Annotated in this window: 17 protein-coding genes; 11 read left to right on the top strand and 6 right to left on the bottom strand. The window is 66.9% G+C overall.

Annotation, left to right across the window (positions count from 1 at the left end):
- The first annotated feature begins 638 nt into the window (after nucleotides 1-638).
- From MBR110_RS01905 to MBR110_RS01880, 6 genes are all read left to right on the top strand, one after another.
- Entirely contained in the window at nucleotides 639-1853 is a 1215-nt protein-coding gene (locus MBR110_RS01905) for a cation:proton antiporter (protein WP_011882781.1), read from the top strand.
- A 14-nt stretch (nucleotides 1854-1867) separates the two neighbouring features.
- Entirely contained in the window at nucleotides 1868-2983 is a 1116-nt protein-coding gene (locus MBR110_RS01900) for a YbdK family carboxylate-amine ligase (RefSeq protein WP_011882782.1), read from the top strand.
- A gap of 504 nt (nucleotides 2984-3487) precedes the next feature.
- Nucleotides 3488-4126, top strand: coding sequence for a MarR family winged helix-turn-helix transcriptional regulator (locus MBR110_RS01895; RefSeq protein ID WP_059454909.1), 639 nt, complete (start codon nucleotides 3488-3490; stop codon nucleotides 4124-4126).
- Nucleotides 4127-4154: 28 nt separating this feature from the next.
- Nucleotides 4155-4865: a glutamine amidotransferase gene (locus MBR110_RS01890; RefSeq protein WP_034193033.1), complete on the top strand. Its 711-nt coding sequence runs from the start codon at nucleotides 4155-4157 to the stop codon at nucleotides 4863-4865.
- A 180-nt stretch (nucleotides 4866-5045) separates the two neighbouring features.
- Nucleotides 5046-6158, top strand: a complete 1113-nt coding sequence (locus MBR110_RS01885; protein ID WP_181709144.1) for an NADH:flavin oxidoreductase/NADH oxidase — start codon at nucleotides 5046-5048, stop codon at nucleotides 6156-6158.
- 183 nt (nucleotides 6159-6341) lie between these two features.
- Nucleotides 6342-6872 carry an SET domain-containing protein gene (locus tag MBR110_RS01880; protein WP_034192996.1) on the top strand — a complete coding sequence of 177 codons (531 nt, stop codon included), beginning with the start codon at nucleotides 6342-6344 and terminating at the stop codon, nucleotides 6870-6872.
- 130 nt (nucleotides 6873-7002) lie between these two features.
- On the opposite strand, the gene MBR110_RS01875 is transcribed toward MBR110_RS01880, so the two are convergent.
- On the bottom strand, nucleotides 7003-8487 hold the full coding sequence (locus MBR110_RS01875) for a sensor histidine kinase (RefSeq protein WP_011882788.1): 1485 nt from the start codon (nucleotides 8485-8487) through the stop codon (nucleotides 7003-7005).
- A 129-nt stretch (nucleotides 8488-8616) separates the two neighbouring features.
- Nucleotides 8617-9309, bottom strand: coding sequence for a response regulator (locus MBR110_RS01870; protein WP_006401494.1), 693 nt, complete (start codon nucleotides 9307-9309; stop codon nucleotides 8617-8619).
- A gap of 122 nt (nucleotides 9310-9431) precedes the next feature.
- Between MBR110_RS01870 and MBR110_RS01865 the strand changes: the two genes are divergently transcribed.
- Nucleotides 9432-9662 carry a DUF3717 domain-containing protein gene (locus MBR110_RS01865; RefSeq protein ID WP_014722154.1) on the top strand — a complete coding sequence of 77 codons (231 nt, stop codon included), beginning with the start codon at nucleotides 9432-9434 and terminating at the stop codon, nucleotides 9660-9662.
- Nucleotides 9663-9755: 93 nt separating this feature from the next.
- On the opposite strand, the gene MBR110_RS01860 is transcribed toward MBR110_RS01865, so the two are convergent.
- Both MBR110_RS01860 and phhA read right to left on the bottom strand, forming a co-directional pair.
- Entirely contained in the window at nucleotides 9756-10064 is a 309-nt protein-coding gene (locus MBR110_RS01860) for a 4a-hydroxytetrahydrobiopterin dehydratase (protein WP_011882790.1), read from the bottom strand.
- Between the two features lie 146 nt (nucleotides 10065-10210).
- Nucleotides 10211-11137 (bottom strand): phenylalanine 4-monooxygenase, encoded by a 927-nt coding sequence (gene phhA, locus MBR110_RS01855; RefSeq protein WP_176322690.1) that lies wholly within the window; start codon nucleotides 11135-11137, stop codon nucleotides 10211-10213.
- A 106-nt stretch (nucleotides 11138-11243) separates the two neighbouring features.
- On the opposite strand from phhA, the gene MBR110_RS01850 reads away from it, so the two are divergent.
- A complete protein-coding gene (locus MBR110_RS01850; protein ID WP_006408082.1) occupies nucleotides 11244-11729 on the top strand; it encodes an Lrp/AsnC family transcriptional regulator in 486 nt (161 codons plus the stop codon).
- Between the two features lie 79 nt (nucleotides 11730-11808).
- Here MBR110_RS01850 and MBR110_RS01845 read toward each other — a convergent pair whose 3' ends face one another.
- Both MBR110_RS01845 and MBR110_RS01840 read right to left on the bottom strand, forming a co-directional pair.
- Nucleotides 11809-12342: a class IV adenylate cyclase gene (locus MBR110_RS01845; protein ID WP_011882792.1), complete on the bottom strand. Its 534-nt coding sequence runs from the start codon at nucleotides 12340-12342 to the stop codon at nucleotides 11809-11811.
- An 86-nt stretch (nucleotides 12343-12428) separates the two neighbouring features.
- Entirely contained in the window at nucleotides 12429-13328 is a 900-nt protein-coding gene (locus tag MBR110_RS01840) for a LysR family transcriptional regulator (RefSeq protein ID WP_043290600.1), read from the bottom strand.
- Nucleotides 13329-13492: 164 nt separating this feature from the next.
- Here MBR110_RS01840 and MBR110_RS01835 point away from each other — a divergent pair, with 164 nt between their 5' ends.
- The 3 genes from MBR110_RS01835 (at nucleotide 13493) to MBR110_RS01825 (ending at nucleotide 17177) form a co-directional block, all read left to right on the top strand.
- Complete coding sequence (locus MBR110_RS01835) at nucleotides 13493-15178, top strand: GMC family oxidoreductase (RefSeq protein WP_059735490.1); 1686 nt, start codon at nucleotides 13493-13495, stop codon at nucleotides 15176-15178.
- A gap of 467 nt (nucleotides 15179-15645) precedes the next feature.
- Entirely contained in the window at nucleotides 15646-16425 is a 780-nt protein-coding gene (locus tag MBR110_RS01830) for an ABC transporter ATP-binding protein (RefSeq protein ID WP_011882795.1), read from the top strand.
- Nucleotides 16422-17177 carry an ABC transporter ATP-binding protein gene (locus MBR110_RS01825; RefSeq protein WP_014722161.1) on the top strand — a complete coding sequence of 252 codons (756 nt, stop codon included), beginning with the start codon at nucleotides 16422-16424 and terminating at the stop codon, nucleotides 17175-17177. The genes MBR110_RS01830 and MBR110_RS01825 overlap by 4 nt, the downstream gene beginning before the upstream one ends.
- The last annotated feature ends 35 nt before the right edge of the window (nucleotides 17178-17212 follow it).

Below are 17212 nucleotides of genomic sequence, written 5' to 3'. Positions count from 1 at the left end.
GCCCGCGCAAACTTATCCACGCACCGCTGTGGATAACTGCGCGGAATCCGTACGCAGTCCGTGTGCAATCACAGTGGACGTAAACTGGGTAACTCGCACAGCCGCGATGCGGCCCGAAAGTTGCTCAACTCGAACCGCTGTGAGCAAACAACGTGTGCAACGGGTTACGCGCACGCCAATGCCTTGATCTTTCTACACAAACCGGCGTTATCCACAGAACTGTGCGTGCCTTGTTAACTTCTACTACGTATGTATACGAGTAAACAGTTGAAACCAAAGACCTGTGGCGCCTCACAGCGCCGCGAGTCGATCGGGCGGGTTCCGGAACGAAAAAGCTGTGGCACAATCGGTTTCCTTCGCGTTCGTCCGGCCCTGCGCCGGACATGCATCAATGGAACGGTCGGCACGATTTCGAATCTGAATCTTCGAGACTGCGCAGTCCGTTCACACACCAGGCCGACAATCCAGATCGGCAGCCTGTACGACACTCCGCCGGATGGCGGAAGAGGCGGATCCCATGTCCCGCCGTCGTCGACCACAACAATCACATTCGGGGCGATACCCAGCCGGCGTGCATCTCATTTCTGACGCTTGACCCCGCGCCGCTGGCGATTGCTTCCAAAGGAGAAGTCACCACGATGAAGTCGGCGTTCTCATTTCTGCCCAACTGGCCGCTCGCGCCGGATGCCGTGTTCTGGGCCGGTCTCGCGTTGTTTGCGGCCGGTCTGTGTGGCGAGCTGTGCTATCGCGCCTGGCGACTGCCGCGCATCACCGGCTATGCGGTGATCGGTCTGATCGCCGGGTCGCTCGGATTCGGCGTGATCGACGCGAGTACCGACGAAACCTCGCGTCTGCTGATCGACGTCGCGCTCGGCCTGCTGCTGTTCGAGCTCGGCAGCCGGCTCGACCTGAAGTGGATTCGCCGCAATCCGTGGCTGATTGCGTCGAGCCTCGCCGAAGCGACGCTGACCTTCGTGCTCGTGCTGTTCGTGATGCTCGCGCTCGGCGTGTCGGGCATGGTCGCGCTGGTGCTGTCGGCGATCGCGATCGCGACCTCGCCGTCGATGGTGATCCAGCTGAAGACCGAACTGCGCGCGGAAGGGCAGGTGTCGCAGCGGCTCATCACGTTGACCGCGCTGAACAGCGTGTATGCGATCGTGCTGACCAAGCTCGTGACGAGCTGGCTCCATCAGGAAGCGTACGGCAACGTGTTCGCGACGATCCTGCAACCGGTGTATCTGATCGCCGGTTCGTTCATCGTCGCCTATCTCGTTGCGCGCGCATGCAATTACCTGTTCCGCCACATGACCTCGACGATGCGCGACGAGCACTCGTTCGTCGCGCTGTTCGGGCTCGTGATGCTGGCGATCGCGGTCGCCCAGGCATTGAAGCTGTCGACGCTGCTCACGCTGCTGCTCGCCGGCATCATCGTGAAGAACCTCGAAGCGCGTCCGCAGCTGTGGCCCGAGCACTTCGGCACGGCCGGCTGGCTGCTCACGGTGGTGCTGTTCGTGCTGACGCTCACGTCGTTCACGTGGGGCGACATCGCGCTCGGCGGGCTGCTCGCGATCGTGCTGATCGTCACGCGGCTCGTCGCCAAGCTGGCGGGTGTGGTCGCGTTCGCGAAGCCGAGCGGGCTCGGGATGAAGCAGGGCGTCGCGCTCGGCATCGCGCTCACGCCGATGTCCGCGCTGTCGTACCTGCTCGTCGACGACACCTATCAGATGTATCCGAATTTCGACCCGCACCTGCGCGCGATCGTGATGTGCACGATCGTGGTCCTGCAGCTCGTGAGCCCGTTCGTCGTGTACCGCTGCCTGTCGGCGGTCAGCGAACGCAGCGACAGAAACTGATTCCGGAACCCGCCATGGCACTCGAAACCTTCGTCAATTCCGAACCGTTCACCTTCGGCGTCGAGCTGGAGATCCAGGTCGTCAACACGCACAACTACGACCTGACCAAGGCCGCGTCCGACCTGATGCGGCTGATCCAGGGCGAGACCTTTCCGGGCAACATCACGCCGGAAATCACCGAAAGCATGATCGAGCTGTCGACCGGCATCTGTCATTCGCACGAACAGGCGCTCTCCGAGCTGCACGCGATCCGCGACGTGCTCGTGAAGGCGGCCGACCAGCTGAACGTCGGGCTCTGCGGCGGCGGCACGCACGCGTTCCAGCAGTGGAGCGACCGGCAGATCTACGACGCGCCGCGCTTCCAGTACATCTCGGAGCTGTACGGCTATCTCGCGAAGCAGTTCACCGTGTTCGGCCAGCACGTGCACATCGGCTGCCCAGACCCGGACAGCGCGCTGTTCCTGCTGCATTCGATGTCGCGCTTCATTCCTCATTTCATTGCGCTGTCGGCGTCGTCGCCGTTCGTGCAGAACGTCGACACCGGCTTCCATTCGGCGCGCCTGAACTCGGTGTTCGCGTTCCCGCTGTCGGGCCGCGCGCCGTTCGTGCTGACCTGGGACAGCTTCGAGGAGTACTTCACGAAGATGGTCAACACGGGCGTGGTCAACTCGATGAAGGACTTCTACTGGGACATCCGGCCGAAGCCCGGCTACGGAACGATCGAGGTGCGCGTGATGGACACGCCGCTGTCGGTCGACCGCGCGGCCGCGATCGCGTGCTACATCCAGACGCTCGCGCGCTATCTGCTGACCGACCGGCCGCTGAAGCTGTCGGAGGACGACTATCTCGTCTACACGTTCAACCGTTTCGAAGCGTGCCGCTTCGGGCTCGAGGGGACCTGCGTGAATCCTCAGACGGGTGAGCGCCGCACGATCGCGGAGGACATCCTCGACACGCTCGACCGGATCGCCCCGCACGCGGCGGCGCTCGGCTCGCGCGCGGCCCTCGACGAGATCGGTGCGCTAGCGAAAGCGCGCGTAAATGACGCGTCGTGGTTGAGAACCGTTTTCAAACAGGAGAAGTCGCTGAACGAAACGGTCAGACAGCAGTGTTTGCGCTGGCGCGAATGAAAAAATGTTTTGCAGATTGCAGGCTCGACCGCGCGGCGATTCACTGAACGGTATTCGCCGCCATTTCGGGCCAATCGCGTCCCCAGTGTTCCTCAAAATCTGTGGATAACCCGATATTCCGCTTCAAAGTCAACGCTCTGCGCACTGGATAACCCCTTCGTCCGGTATCGCCAGACAAATGTCCGATCCGGACACGAAAATGTTTGCGCGTTTTGTCGCACCACCCGCGGCAATTGGCGGCACAACGAAAAGTTACGGTTATCGAGGTATTCCCCACAGAATGCTGTGGATAACTTAGCTGTACGATTTTCCGCTCTCGCTTAGAATGGCGACTCTGCGGACACCGGAACGACGGGTCTCTCACCGGTCGCCGCGAATGCGACCGCCGCGTGTGCCTCGCGACGGCCGTGTTGACGCTCCTCGGTGGGCGTTTATTTTGAGATAGACATCGGATCTCCACACTACGGCTGCTCGGCATCCGGGCGGCGGCAAAGCGAAAAGACTATGAGCGAAGGCGTTTACGGGAATCAGGCTTCGGGACGTGTGACCCACAGCTTGCTGCGATTGAGCACGGCCATGCGGAGCCAGGCGTGGGATTGGGCGGAGGGCGCAGGCCTCACGCCGACGCAGGGCGAGATCCTCGTGCTGCTGCTGCAACGCAAGGGGCCGATGCGCCTCGGCGAAATCGCACGCGAGACGCAGCTCACGGCCGCGACCACCAGCGATGCGGTGAGCACGCTCGAGACGAAGGGGCTCGTCGAGAAGCGTCGCGCCCTGGACGACGGCCGCGCGCTCGCGGTGCGTTTGTCGGCCCGCGGCCGCACCGCGGCGAAGAAGGCGCTGCAATGGCCGGAGTTTCTGTCGAAAGCGGTCGGCAAGCTCGGCGCCGACGAGCAGAGCGCACTGTATCGCGCGCTGCTGAAGACGCTGCGCGAGCTGCAGGTGGCCGGTGCGACGCCGCCGCAGCGCATGTGCCTGACGTGCGCGCACTTCCAGCCGGGCAAGCAGTCGAAGAAGACCGTGCATCACTGCGCCGTGTTCGACCACGCGATGACCGACAGCGACCTGCGCCTCGACTGCTCGGGGCACGAAGAAGCCGACGTCGCGACCCAGAAGAAGACCTGGAAGGTATTCGCCGGCTGAAGTCCGCCGATCGACCGGGAGGCCGATGATGCATGCCGAAGTGGTGGCGATCCGCCACGTGCATTTCGAGGATCTCGGCAGCTTCGAGCAGGTGCTCGGCGAACGCGGGCGCCGCGTGCGTTACGTGGACGTCGGCGCGTCGCGCGTCGAGGTGCTCGACGCGCTGCAGCCGTCGCTGCTGGTGCTGCTCGGCGGGCCGCTCAGCGTGTACGACGATGCGCAGTATCCGTCGATCGCGCCGCTTGCGGCGCTGGTGCGCCAGCGCATTGATGCGGGCCTGCCGATCCTCGGCATCTGTCTCGGCGCACAGTTCATCGCCCGCGCGCTCGGCGCGCGCGTCTATCCGGCCGCCGAGAAGGAACTCGGTTGGGCGCCGCTCGCGCTCACCGACGCGGGCCGCGCCTCGCCGCTGCGTCATTTGGACGCTGCGGCCACCTCGATGCTGCACTGGCACGGCGACACGTTCGACCTGCCGGGCGGCGCGATCCATCTCGCATCGACACCGGCGTGCCGCCACCAGGCGTTCGCATGGGGCCGGCATGTGCTGGCGCTGCAATGCCATCCGGAAATCCGCACCGACCGCTTCGAGCCCTGGCTGATCGGCAATGCCGGCGAGATCGCGGCGACGGCCGGCATCGACGCGTGTCGTCTGCGGGCCGACACCGCGCAGCACGGCCCCGCGCTCGAGACGGCCGCGCGACGCATGTTCTCGGAGTGGCTCGACAGCGTCGGGGTGTGATCGCGCGCGCGGCACCGCTGGCACCGCGCGATCGGCGAGCCGGCACGCGGCGCAGTGCTGTTCCCACATCTGCGGCAACCCCCTAGCTGACCATCCGCTTACTGACCAACCGCCCGCCTGCACGCGCGCGACGTGCGTGCTACGCTGATCCGCTCTTTCCTCTGCACGCGAGCGGCCTCCATGACTGCGTTGTTTTCCCCGTTCACGCTACGCGGCGTGACGCTTCCGAACCGGATCGTGATCTCCCCGATGTGCCAGTATTCGGCCGAACGCGGCGAGGCGACCGACTGGCACATGATTCACCTCGGCCATCTCGCGCTGTCCGGCGCGGGCCTGCTCTGCATCGAAGCGACCGCGGTCGAGCCCGACGGCCGCATCACCGCCGGCGACCTCGGTCTGTGGGACGACGCGACCGAAGCCGCGCTCGCGCCGGTGCTCGCGGCGATTCGCAAGCATTCGCCGGTGCGCGTCGCGATGCAGCTGTCGCATGCCGGCCGCAAGGCCTCGAGCGAGGTGCCGTGGCAGGGCGGCCAGCTCGTCTCGGTGGCCGACCGCGGATGGCTGCCGCATGCGCCGTCGGCCGTGCCGCACAAGGAAGGCGAGACGCCGCCGCTGGCCCTCGATACGGCCGGCCTGAACCGGATTCGCGACGCGTTCGCGGCGGCGGCGAAACGCGCGGCGCGGCTCGGCATCGACGCGATCGAGGTGCATGCGGCGCACGGCTATCTGCTGCATCAGTTCCTGTCGCCGCTCGCGAACCGGCGCACCGACGAGTACGGCGGCTCGCGCGAGAACCGGATGCGCTTTCCGCTCGAGATCTTCGACATCGTGCGCGCGGCGTTTCCCGACGATCGGCCGGTCGGCGTGCGCGTGTCGGCGACCGACTGGGTCGAAGGCGGCTGGGAGCTCGACGACACGATCGCGTTCGCGCATGCGCTGAAGCAGCGCGGCTGCGACTGGATCGACGTGTCGTCCGGCGGGGTGTCGCCGTTGCAGAAGATTCCGCTGTCGCCGGGCTATCAGGTGCCGTTCGCGCAGGCCGTGAAGCGCGCGGTCGGGATGCCGACCATCGCGGTCGGCCTGATCAGCGAGCCCGCGCATGCGAACCGGCTGATCGAGGCCGGCGACGCGGATTTCGTCGCGATGGCGCGCGCGATGCTGTACGACCCGCGCTGGCCGTGGCATGCGGCGGCCGAGCTCGGCGCGCAGGTGTCGGCGCCGCCGCAGTACTGGCGTTCGCAACCGCGCGAGCACAAGGCGTTGTTCGGCGACGTCGCGTTCGGCCAGCGCTGACGCTGAACGTCGTGCGCGCGACGTCGCGCGATGTTGAACGAAGCAATCTCGAACGTGTAGCATGCGGATGATTCGCTGCATGCCCGGACGCGGCACCGTCGGTGCCGCGTTTTCGTTTGGCGCGACGCAGGGCCGTGAGCACGGCCGTCTTTCATTCAAGTCGACTTCACAAGGATTCGTTCGATGAGTTCACGCAGGATCGCGGTGCGCCGCTCGGGAATACACGGCAAGGGCGTGTTCGCGGTGGAGCCGATCAAGGCCGGCGAGCGCGTAGTGGAATACAAGGGCGAGCGGATCTCGTGGAAGGAAGCGCTGCGCCGTCATCCGCACGATCCGAACGACCCGAACCATACGTTCTACTTCGCACTCGAAGACGGCGGCGTGATCGATGGCAAGGTCAACGGCAACAGCGCGCGCTGGATCAACCACTCGTGCGCGCCGAACTGCGAGGCCGAGGAGATCAAGGGCCGCGTGTTCGTCCACGCGCTGCGCGACATCGAGCCGGAAGAGGAGCTGTTCTACGACTACGGCCTCGTGATCGACGAGAAGCTGACGAAGAAGCTCAAGCGCGAATACGCGTGCCATTGCGGCGCCGAGACGTGCCGCGGCACGCTGCTCGCGACGCCGGACGACGACGGCAAGAAGAAAAAGAAGAAGGACAAGAAGGACGGCAAGGCCGAGTCCGGCGCGAAGGACAAGAAAAAGAAGAAGTGAGCGACGCGCCGCGCGAGCTCGCGCGGCTGTTGCGCCGGCGGGCCTTGTTGCTGCGTTGCTGCGCGGCCGGGCAGGCTCGATGGCTCCGCCGGGTTCGCTCGAGATCCGCTACGCGCGCGTTACGCGCCGCTCAGTGCGTCGGCACGGCCGCCGGCGTTTCGCTCGCCGGCTTGCTGGTTCGCTCGGCGAGCGGCACCCGCACCACGAAGCGCGAGCCGCCTTCGGGTGCATCCTCGTACGACACCGTGCCGCCGTGCATCGCGATGATGTCGTGCACGATCGCGAGGCCCAGCCCCGCACCCGTCTCGACGCCGTTGCCGCTTTGCGCGTCGCCGCGGAAGAAGCGCTTGAACAGGTCCGCCTGCTGATTCGCCGGCACGCCGGGGCCGTTGTCCTCGACGACGATCTCCGCGGCCGGCAGGCCGTCGTCGAGCGTACCGCGCGCGACGTTCACGGTGATGCGCGCGCCGTCCGGCCGCGCGAGCGGCACGTACTTCAATGCATTGTCGAGCAGGTTCGCGATGACTTCGCGCAGCAGCACCGGATTGCCGCGCACGTTCAATGTTTCGTCGTCGCCGGGCTCGTCGCTGCGCTGGAAGCCGAGATCGACGTGCGACGCGAGCGCGCGCGGCACCCACTCGGCGCCGGTCTCGAACGCCATCGCGGCGAGGTCGACGTCGACGAAACGCGCAACCTGTTCGCCCGGCTCCGCGCGAGCGAGCGACAGCAGCTGGTTGGACAGCCGCACCGCGCGATCGGCAGCCGCGCGCAGTTCGCGCACGGCCGTATAGGTCTGCTGCGGATCGCGCGCGACGGCCGCCTGCTCGGCATGCAGCTTCACCGCGGTGAGCGGCGTGCGCAGCTGGTGCGCGGCGTCGGCGATGAACTTGCGCTGCGCGTCGAGGGCGGTCTTCAGGCGGCCGAGCAGCGCGTTCATCGCGCTCGTGAGCGGCCGGATTTCGAGCGGCACGTCGGTCTCGTCGACCGGCTCCAGCGACGTGTGGGTCTGCCGGTTCAGCGAATCGGCGAGATGCGTGAGCGGGCCGAGCTGCTGGTTCACGACGCGCCACACGATGCCCCAGCCGGCGAGCAGCAACAGCAGCAGCGGCATCATGATGGCGACCAGGAATTCGGCGGCGATCCTGTAGCGGTGCCGCACCGGCTGCGCGACTTCGACGACCATCGGCTTGCCGCCCTCGACGTCTTCGACGCGTACCTGGGCGACGCGCACCGCGCGATTGTCGTACTCGGCCTCGAACACGTACGCGTGATGCATGCGGCGCACGTTGATGCCGCGCAGCGGCAGCTTCGGATCGCCGGCGAGCTCCTGTTCGCCGTCGCTGATCCGGTAGATCAGCGCTTCGGCCGGATCGGAGAACATCGCCTGCGCGAGCGGCGGCACGGTGAACGGCGCGTCGGGGCCGGCGATCTGGATCTGTTTCGAGATGGCGGTGGCGAGATCGGCGAGCGAGCGGTCGATCACGTGCTGCGTGTATTGCCACGCGAGCCAGTAGGCGATCAGGCCGCTCATCAGCGCGAGCATCGACAGCGGCGCGGCGAGGCGCCGCAGCAGCGAGCGGCGCAGGCTGGAGGTCACGGCCGGATCAGCAGACATTTCGACGGGCAAATGGATGAGCGCCGCTCACGGGGAGCGGCGCGGTCGGGCACCGGACGGCGACGGGCGACTGGCAACGGCGCGGTGCGACGCACCGGCCGCAGGCGGCCGGCCGGCGCGCCCGGCCGCTCAGACGCTGGCGGTCTGGCGGATTTCCTGCAGCAGGTAGCCGAAGCCGCGCACCGTGACGATTTCGACGCGGCACTGCTCGAGCTTCTTGCGCACGCGGTGCACGTAGACTTCGATCGCGGTGTCGCCGAGATCGCCGCCGAAATGCGTGAGGTGATCCTGCAGCTGCGCCTTGCTGACCACGCGGCCGTGGCGCAGCAGCAGCATTTCGAGCACCGCGAATTCGCGCGGCGACAGCTCGAGCGGCTTGTCGTCGTTGAAGATGCGGCGATCGACGCCCGACAGCCGGACGCCGCCGAGCGACACTTCCGGCCGCGGCATGTCGCTGTGCGGGCCGCTGCGGCGCATCACCGCGCGGATGCGCGCTTCGAGCTCGGCCGGCTCGAACGGCTTGAGCATGTAGTCGTCGGCGCCGGAGTTCAGGCCCTGGATGCGGTCGTTCAGTTCGTCGCGCGCGGTCAGCACGATGACCGGCGTGTGGCGATTGGTCTGGCGAAAGCGGGTGAGCAGCGTCATCCCGTCGATACCCGGCAGGCCGAGGTCGAGGATCACGAGTTCGTGGCGGTTTTGTGCCAGCGCCTGTTCGGCAAAGATGCCGTCGTGCACCATGTCGACGGTAAAGCCAGCCTGCTCGAGGCTGCTCTGGATACCGCGTGCGATGGGGCGGTCGTCTTCGATCAGAAGGAGTCGCATGAAGTTCGCTCAAGTACAATGGGTTGGCGGTTCAGGCACGCGGACAGCACGACGCCGTTTCCACAGGGGCGCCGCATCGCCTGACATCAAGCATGGCGGCCAGCGAACGAACAAATTCAATCATGTCCGATATTTCGATTCACGACCTCGAAGCCGCGATCAATTTCTGGCGCGCCCGCTCGCCATCCAGCGGCGACGAACTCAAACTCTGCGAAGAGGCCAGCGCGCTCTCCAAGCCGTATGCGCTGCTGATTGTACAGCGCGGAAGCGCGCTGCAACTGGAAGGTTTGGACCCCAAGGCGCGGAATGCGTTCGAGACTTACGTGCGCCTTAAGGATGGCTTGGAAAGCTGAAGGCTTTCGCTCAATACATCCTAGAAAACGTTCAGCGAAATGAAAAGTTGACGCGCCGCGCGGCAAAACCGGCGCGGCGGCTCGCGCAACGTGTCAGGCCGCCGGCAGCGTGTGCGCACACACGCGGTCGATGAATTGCGCGAGTTCGATGTCGCGCTCGGTCAGCCCGTCGGCGTCGTGGGTCGACAGCGTCACGTCGACGCGGTTGTACACGTTGAACCATTCCGGATGGTGGTTCATCTCCTGCGCCTTGATCGCGACGCGCGTCATGAAGCCGAACGCCTCGTTGAAATCGGCGAAGCGCAGGCTGCGCTGGATCGCGTCGCGGCCCGGCACGGCCGTCCAGTGCGGCAGGCCTTCGAGCCGCGTCTTGCGTTCTTCGGATGTGAGCTTGTGGATCATGTTGCACCTCGTTCGGTAGCGGCGCTCGCGCGCGGCACACGCCGCGCGGCAAAGCCGGCTCCGGTCATTGTTTCATAGTTGGGCGGCGCGCATCGCGGCCGGCGCCGGAGGCTGCCGGCGTCCGCGGCTGGATCATGCCTCATGCGTCATGCGTCGTCGTCGTCGGGCCAGCCTTCGCCGGTGCCGCGCTGAAGCACGACGTCGGTATCGAGCACCGCGTCGGCGGACAGCTCGGGCAGCGCGGCGAGCCGCTCGGCCAGCGCACGCGCGTCGACGTCGGCCAGCGCGAACAGCTGCGCGAAGTCGTCGATCACGAAGTAGGTCTTCTGGAACGTGTCGATCCGGTACTTCGTGCGCATCACGCGCTCGAGGTCGAAGCCGAGCCGGTTCGGCGCCGCGCTCTCGACGCTGTAGAGGCTCTCGCCCTTGCTCGACACGATTCCCGCGCCGTAGATCGACAGCCCGTTGGTGCCGCGCGGATCGCGGATCAGCCCGAACTCCACCGTATACCAATAGAGACGCGCGAGCCGTGCGAGCGCCGCGTCGTCGTCCGCGACCGCGAGCGCGGTACGCCCGTAGGCCTGCATGTAGTCGGCGAACACCGGCTCGATCAGCAGCGGCACGTGGCCGAACAGGTCGTGGAAGCAGTCGGGCTCCTGCAGATAGTCGAGCTGGTCGGGGCGGCGCATCCACCAGGTGACCGGAAAGCGCCGGTGCGCGAGATGCTCGAAGAACACGCGATCGGGCACCAAGCCCGGCACCGCGACGATCTCCCAGCCGGTGGCCGGCTTCAGCTGGCGGTTCACGTCAGCAAACGACGGCACGCGGTCGGCCGGCAAGCGGATCTTCCCGAGCCCGCCGATGAACGCGTCGCATGCGCGCCCGCGCAGCAGCGCCGCCTGGCGCGCATACAGCTGCTGCCATACCGCGTGATCGACCTGGCCGTAGCGTTCGAGCGGCTGGTCGATGGTGAAATCGGCACGGGTTTCGAGGCCCGCGTCGAACTGCTCCTGCAGTTTCGCGGTGACGACGCTGGACATGGTGACGCTCTGCATGCTGGGGTGAATGACCATGCGAGTGTAGAGCGGGGTGCGCGCGTGATGGGCGCAAAGAGGGCGTCGATTCTCCGTTCGATGCGATAATCCCGCATCATTTCATCGTTTTGTGCGGAGGACATTCATGCTGGAACTCGACCACTTCGATCTCGCGCTTCTCGATGTGCTGCAGCGCTTCGGCCGTGCCACGCATCAGCAGCTCGGCGAGGAGGTGCCGCTGTCGCCGTCACAGATCGGCCGGCGGCTGCAGCGGCTCGAGGCGGCCGGCGTGATCGAAGGCTATCGCGTGATGTTGCGGCCGGAAAAGCTCGGCCTGGGCGTCACCGCGTTCACGAGCCTGAAGCTCAAGCATCACGGCGATTCGATCATCGAGCAGTTTCAGCAGCAGATCGACGTGCTGCCCGAGGTGCTCGAGTGTCATGCGGTGGTCGGCGACGCCGACTATCTGCTGCGGATCGTCGCGCCCGATCTGAACGCGCTGTCGCAGTTCGTGATGAAGAAGCTGATGCGCGTGCCGGGCGTCGACAGCGTGCGCTCGAACATCGTGCTGACCACGTTCAAGCGCAACGGCGCGCTGCCGCTCGCGCATCTGGCGCCCGGCGCGGCGTGATCGAGCGGCAGGGCGGTGATGGCGGTGCCGCCGCCACATGACGCGCCGGCGGCGGTCATGCCGCCATTATTGTCGCCGCTTATGCGGCTTCCGATTGAGCGTCGGCGTTCAGCAGATCGACGTATGCGACCGCGACGAGGTCCTCCTGCGCGACGCCCAGCTGCGCGAACACGCGATGCGCTTCGGCTTCACCGTCGGCTTCGTCGTCGTCGGGGGCGAGCACTACTTCGAGTTCGATGAAGTCCCCGAGGCCGTCGACGCGATCGAGGTGAATACGCGTGCGGCCCGCCAGATAGACGTGCCGTTCCTTGGTCACGATGCCGCGCGTGGTCAGCGCGGTCGCGAGCAGCGCATGCATCGCGTCGGGGTTCGTCACCGGGCTGCGCGTGTAGTACGACGCCTTCGGGCCGTCACGGTCGTCGCGCTGGTAGAAGATCAGTTCGGCCGGCGTGCCGTCCTCGAAGCGGCGCAGCTTCAGCCGGCCGCGCGGCACGTCGTAGAAGAAGTCCTGCTGACGGTAGAACAGCGGCGCTTCGGTCGCGAGCATCGCCGCCTGTTCGCGCAGCCGGTCGAATTCGCGGGCGCGGGCTTTGATCTCGATGTTGCGGGCCATGCGGATCTCCTTCGGTCAGGGGCTCGCGGTGTGCGAACGCACAATCTAGCAAAAAACCTGCGACGGTGGCATGACGCGCGGTGGCCTCATCTCGCCCACTGCGCGTCGATCAACCGCAGCGCGGCGGCGATGGCCGGTTCGTCGCGGCGCTCGGCGAGCGTCACGAACGTGAGCTCGGTCGGCACCGTCACCTGTTCGACGATCGTCAATGCGTGCGCGTGCGCTTCGGCCAGCGCGGTCGAATCGCGCGCGAGCGTCAAACCGATCCCCGATTTCACGAGATCGAGCATCGATTGCTCCTGATCGACCTCGGCGACCTTCACCGGTTGTGCGCCCGCGGCCGCGAACCGCCGCGTCAGCAGCCGATGATGGGCGGACGCCGGCGGCGTCCAGATCCACGGCAGCGCGGCCAGCGCGCGCCAGTCGTGCGCGCGCTGCACGCGCTCCTTCCAGCCGGCCGGCGCCAGCACGCGGTACTCGAAATGGGTCAGCGTGACCGTGTGGAACAGGGCGTCGTCGCGCGGATCGTCTTCGCCCGGCCGGCCGATGTAGTAGCCGACGTCGAGCGCCGCGCCGCGCACCTGTTCGAGCACCCAGCCCGACATCCCGTGCCGCAGCGCCGTTTCGATCTGCGGATGCGTTTCGACCAGTGCGCGCAGGAAGCCGCCGAGCCGCAGGAAACCCGGATCGAGGATCGTGCCGATCCGCAGCCGGCCGCGCACCTCGTGCCGCAGCGCGGCGGCGGCGCGCTCGACGTCGACGGCCGCGGCGAGCGCGCGCTCCGCGTGCGGCAGCAGCGTCTGTCCGTCGCGGGTGAGCGCGAGCCCGCGCGACGTGCGCGTGAACAGCACGACGCCGAGCGCTTCCTGCAGATGCTTGATCTGCAGGCTGACGGCCGGCTGCGTCAGGTGCAGCTGCATGGCGGCGCGCGTGAGATTGCCTTCACGGGCGACCGTCGCGAACGCGCGCAGCAGAGTGAGATCCATCGTCGTGATATGAGTGCGGCTTATAACGCAGTTCAGCATAACTCATTGGATCGGCAGCGCGCGGCCGGAGTACGCTGCAACGATCGCGTCGCTCCGCGGCGCACTATGCTGAAAAAGGCGCGCGGCACGCCCCGCGCGGCGCACAACAACTCAGGAGACACGTCGTGACCACTCAACGCACGCTCGAGGGCGAATTCGATTACGTGATCGTCGGCGCGGGCACGGCCGGCTGCGTGCTCGCGAACCGCCTGACCGAAGATCCCGACATCCGCGTGCTGCTGCTCGAAGCGGGCGGCAAGGACGATTACCACTGGATTCATATCCCGGTCGGCTATCTGTACTGCATCGGCAATCCGCGCACCGACTGGCTGTACAAGACGCAGCCCGAGGCGGCGCTCAACGGCCGCGCGCTGTCGTATCCGCGCGGCCGCGTGCTCGGCGGCTGCTCGTCGATCAACGGAATGATCTACATGCGCGGCCAGCGCGAGGATTACGACGGCTGGGCGCAGGAAGCCGGCGACGCCGGCTGGTCGTGGGACAGCGTGCTGCCGATCTTCAAGCGCAGCGAGGACCATCACGCCGGCGCGAGCGACGCGCACGGCGCGGGCGGCTACTGGCGCGTCGAGAAGCAGCGGCTGCGCTGGGAGATTCTCGAATCGTTCGCGCAGGCCGCGCAGCAGACGGGCATCCCGGCCACCGACGATTTCAACCGCGGCGACAACACCGGCGTCGGCTATTTCGAAGTGAACCAGAAGCGCGGCGTGCGCTGGAATACGTCGAAGGCGTTCCTGAGGCCCGCGATGGCGCGCCCGAACCTGACGGTGATCACCGGCGCGCACGCGCAGCGCGTGGTGTTCGACGGCCGGCGCGCGGTCGGCGTCGAATACCACGGCGGCGGCGTCGACTACGTCGCGCACGCGCGCATCGAAGTGCTGCTGACGTCCGGCGCGGTGAATTCGCCGCAGCTGCTCGAACTGTCGGGCATCGGCGCGGGCGCGCGGCTGCAGGCGCTCGGCATCGACGTCGTGCACGATCTGCCCGCGGTCGGCGAAAACCTGCAGGACCACCTGCAGCTGCGGATGGCGTTTCGCGTCGACGGCGTGCGCACGTTGAATACGCGCTCGGCGAACTGGTGGGGCAAGCTGATGATCGGCGCCGAATACGCGCTGCTGCAGCGCGGGCCGATGTCGATGGCGCCGTCGCAGCTCGGCGCGTTCGCGAAATCCGATCCGGACGACCCGGCGCTCACGCGTCCCGATCTCGAATATCACGTGCAGCCGCTGTCGCTCGAGCGCTTCGGCGAGCCGCTGCACCGCTTCAACGCATTCACCGCGTCGGTCTGCCAGCTGCGGCCGAGCTCGCGCGGCAGCGTGCATATCGCGAGCGCCGATCCGGGCGTCGCGCCGTCGATCGCGCCGAACTATCTGTCGACCGATCACGATCGTCACGTCGCCGCGAATGCGCTGCGGCTGACGCGGCGCATCGCGTCCGCGCCGGCGCTCGCACGTTATCGCCCGCAGGAGATTCTGCCGGGCACGCGCTATCAGACCGAGGCCGAGCTCGTCGAAGCGGCGGGCGCGATCGGCACGACGATCTTCCATCCGGTCGGCACCTGCCGGATGGGGCGCGCCGACGACGAACGTGCGGTGGTCGACAGCCGGCTGCGCGTGCGCGGGATCGCGGGGCTGCGGATCGTCGACGCGTCGGTGATGCCGTTCATCACGTCGGGGAACACGAATTCGCCGACGTTGATGATCGCCGAGCGCGCGAGCGACATGATCCGCGAGGATCGCCGCACGGCGCGCGACGCGACGCAGGTGCGCACGGAAGCGGCGATGACGCCGGCGTGATATCGGCGTGATATCGGCGCCACACGCGCGGCGGCCGCGTGTCTGCGGCGACCTTCGAGCTATGCGGCGAAACGGGTTCGCATATGCGGCGGTTGGAAGCGCGCGCGTGCGAACGATCACGTTGAACCCGCGCATGGGTCACGATCGGCGACGTGGTCGCGATGACCTGACGCGCGCTGTTTTCACAGGCACGCGCCGTGCGCAGCGTGGTCGCGGAGCGCGCACGTGTCGAACCTTCGCGCTCCACCGCGTGCGATATGGCGGCCAGCCCTATAAGTGCAAATCCCGATGATTGCACTGCACCAACGAGGCGACAATGTCCCGCAGTGTGCATACGCGTCGGCGCGGGGAGACCACCCTCGACGTGTAATACGGCGCCCGGGGGCGGCCCGCCGATCCGCGGCGCCGATCGCGATCGCCAGTGCGACGCTCCCCGGTGCTTCGCCCGACTTCGTACGGAAGGGAACATGATTCTCGGCGACACGATTCTCGAAACACGCGGACTGACGAAGGAATTCAGGGGCTTCACTGCCGTCAACGGCGTCAACCTGCGCGTGCGCCGAGGCGCGATCCACGCGTTGATCGGACCGAACGGCGCGGGCAAGACCACCTGCTTCAACCTGCTGACCAAGTTCCTGACGCCCACGGCCGGCCAGATCGTCTTCAACGGCATCGACATCACCGGCGAGCGGCCCGCGCAGGTCGCGCGCCGCGGCATCATCCGTTCGTTCCAGATCTCTGCGGTATTCCCGCACCTGAGCGCGCTGCAGAACGTGCGCATCGGGCTGCAGCGCGCCCTCGGCACCGAATTCCATTTCTGGCGCAGCGAGCGCACGCTGCGGCGCCTCGACGATCGCGCGATGGATCTGCTCACGCAGGTCGGCCTCAGCGATTTCGCGCACGTGCCGACCGTCGAGCTTGCATACGGCCGCAAGCGCGCGCTCGAAATCGCCACGACGCTCGCGATGGAGCCCGAACTGATGTTGCTCGACGAGCCCACGCAGGGGATGGGCCACGAGGACGTCGATCGCGTGACCGCGCTCATCAAGAAAGTCGCGGCCGGCCGCACGATCCTGATGGTCGAGCACAACATGAACGTGATCGCCGGCATCTCCGACACGATCACCGTGCTGCAGCGCGGCGAGGTGCTTGCCGAAGGCTCGTATGCCGAAGTGTCGAAGAATCCGCTGGTGATCGAGGCCTACATGGGCAGCGCCGACGCGGCGCTCGCAGGGGCGCACGCATGAAGCACAGCGAACGGGAGGAACGCGAATTGAGCGGCGTCGAAAGCGGCGCGCCCGCGCTGGAAATCTCGGGCCTCGAGGCCTGGTACGGGGAATCCCACATTCTTCACGGCGTCGATCTGACCGTGCATCGCGGCGAGGTCGTCACGCTGCTCGGCCGCAACGGCGCGGGGCGCACCACGACGCTGCGCGCGATCATGGGGCTCACCGGGCGCCGCAGCGGCTCGATCAAGGTGGCCGGCAACGAGACGATCGGCCTGGCGACGCACCGCATCGCGCATTTCGGTGTCGGCTATTGCCCGGAGGAGCGCGGCATCTTCTCGAGCCTGTCGTGCGAGGAGAACCTGATGCTGCCGCCGCCGATCGGCCCGCGCGAGCACGCGATGTCGCTCGACGAGATCTACGCGATGTTCCCGAATCTCGCGTCGCGCCGGCAGAGCCAGGGCACGCGGCTGTCGGGCGGCGAGCAGCAGATGCTCGCGGTCGCGCGGATCCTGCGCACCGGCGCGAACCTGCTGCTGCTCGACGAAATCTCGGAAGGCCTCGCGCCGGTGATCGTGCAGGCGCTCGCGCGCATGATCGTCGCGCTGAAGGCGCGCGGCTATACGGTCGTGATGGTCGAACAGAACTTCCGCTTCGCCGCACCGCTCGCCGACCGCTTCTACGTGATGGAGCATGGCCGCATCGTCGAGCATTTCCGCTCGTCCGAACTGGAAGGAAAGATGCCGATCCTTCACGACCTGCTGGGGGTGTGACGCCGCCCCGTTTCACTTGCCGCTGGCCGTGGCGG

This window comes from Burkholderia sp. MBR-1 (assembly GCF_013822785.1).
Classification (GTDB): domain Bacteria; phylum Pseudomonadota; class Gammaproteobacteria; order Burkholderiales; family Burkholderiaceae; genus Burkholderia; species Burkholderia vietnamiensis.
This window is presented reverse-complemented; position numbering and strand designations above follow the sequence as displayed.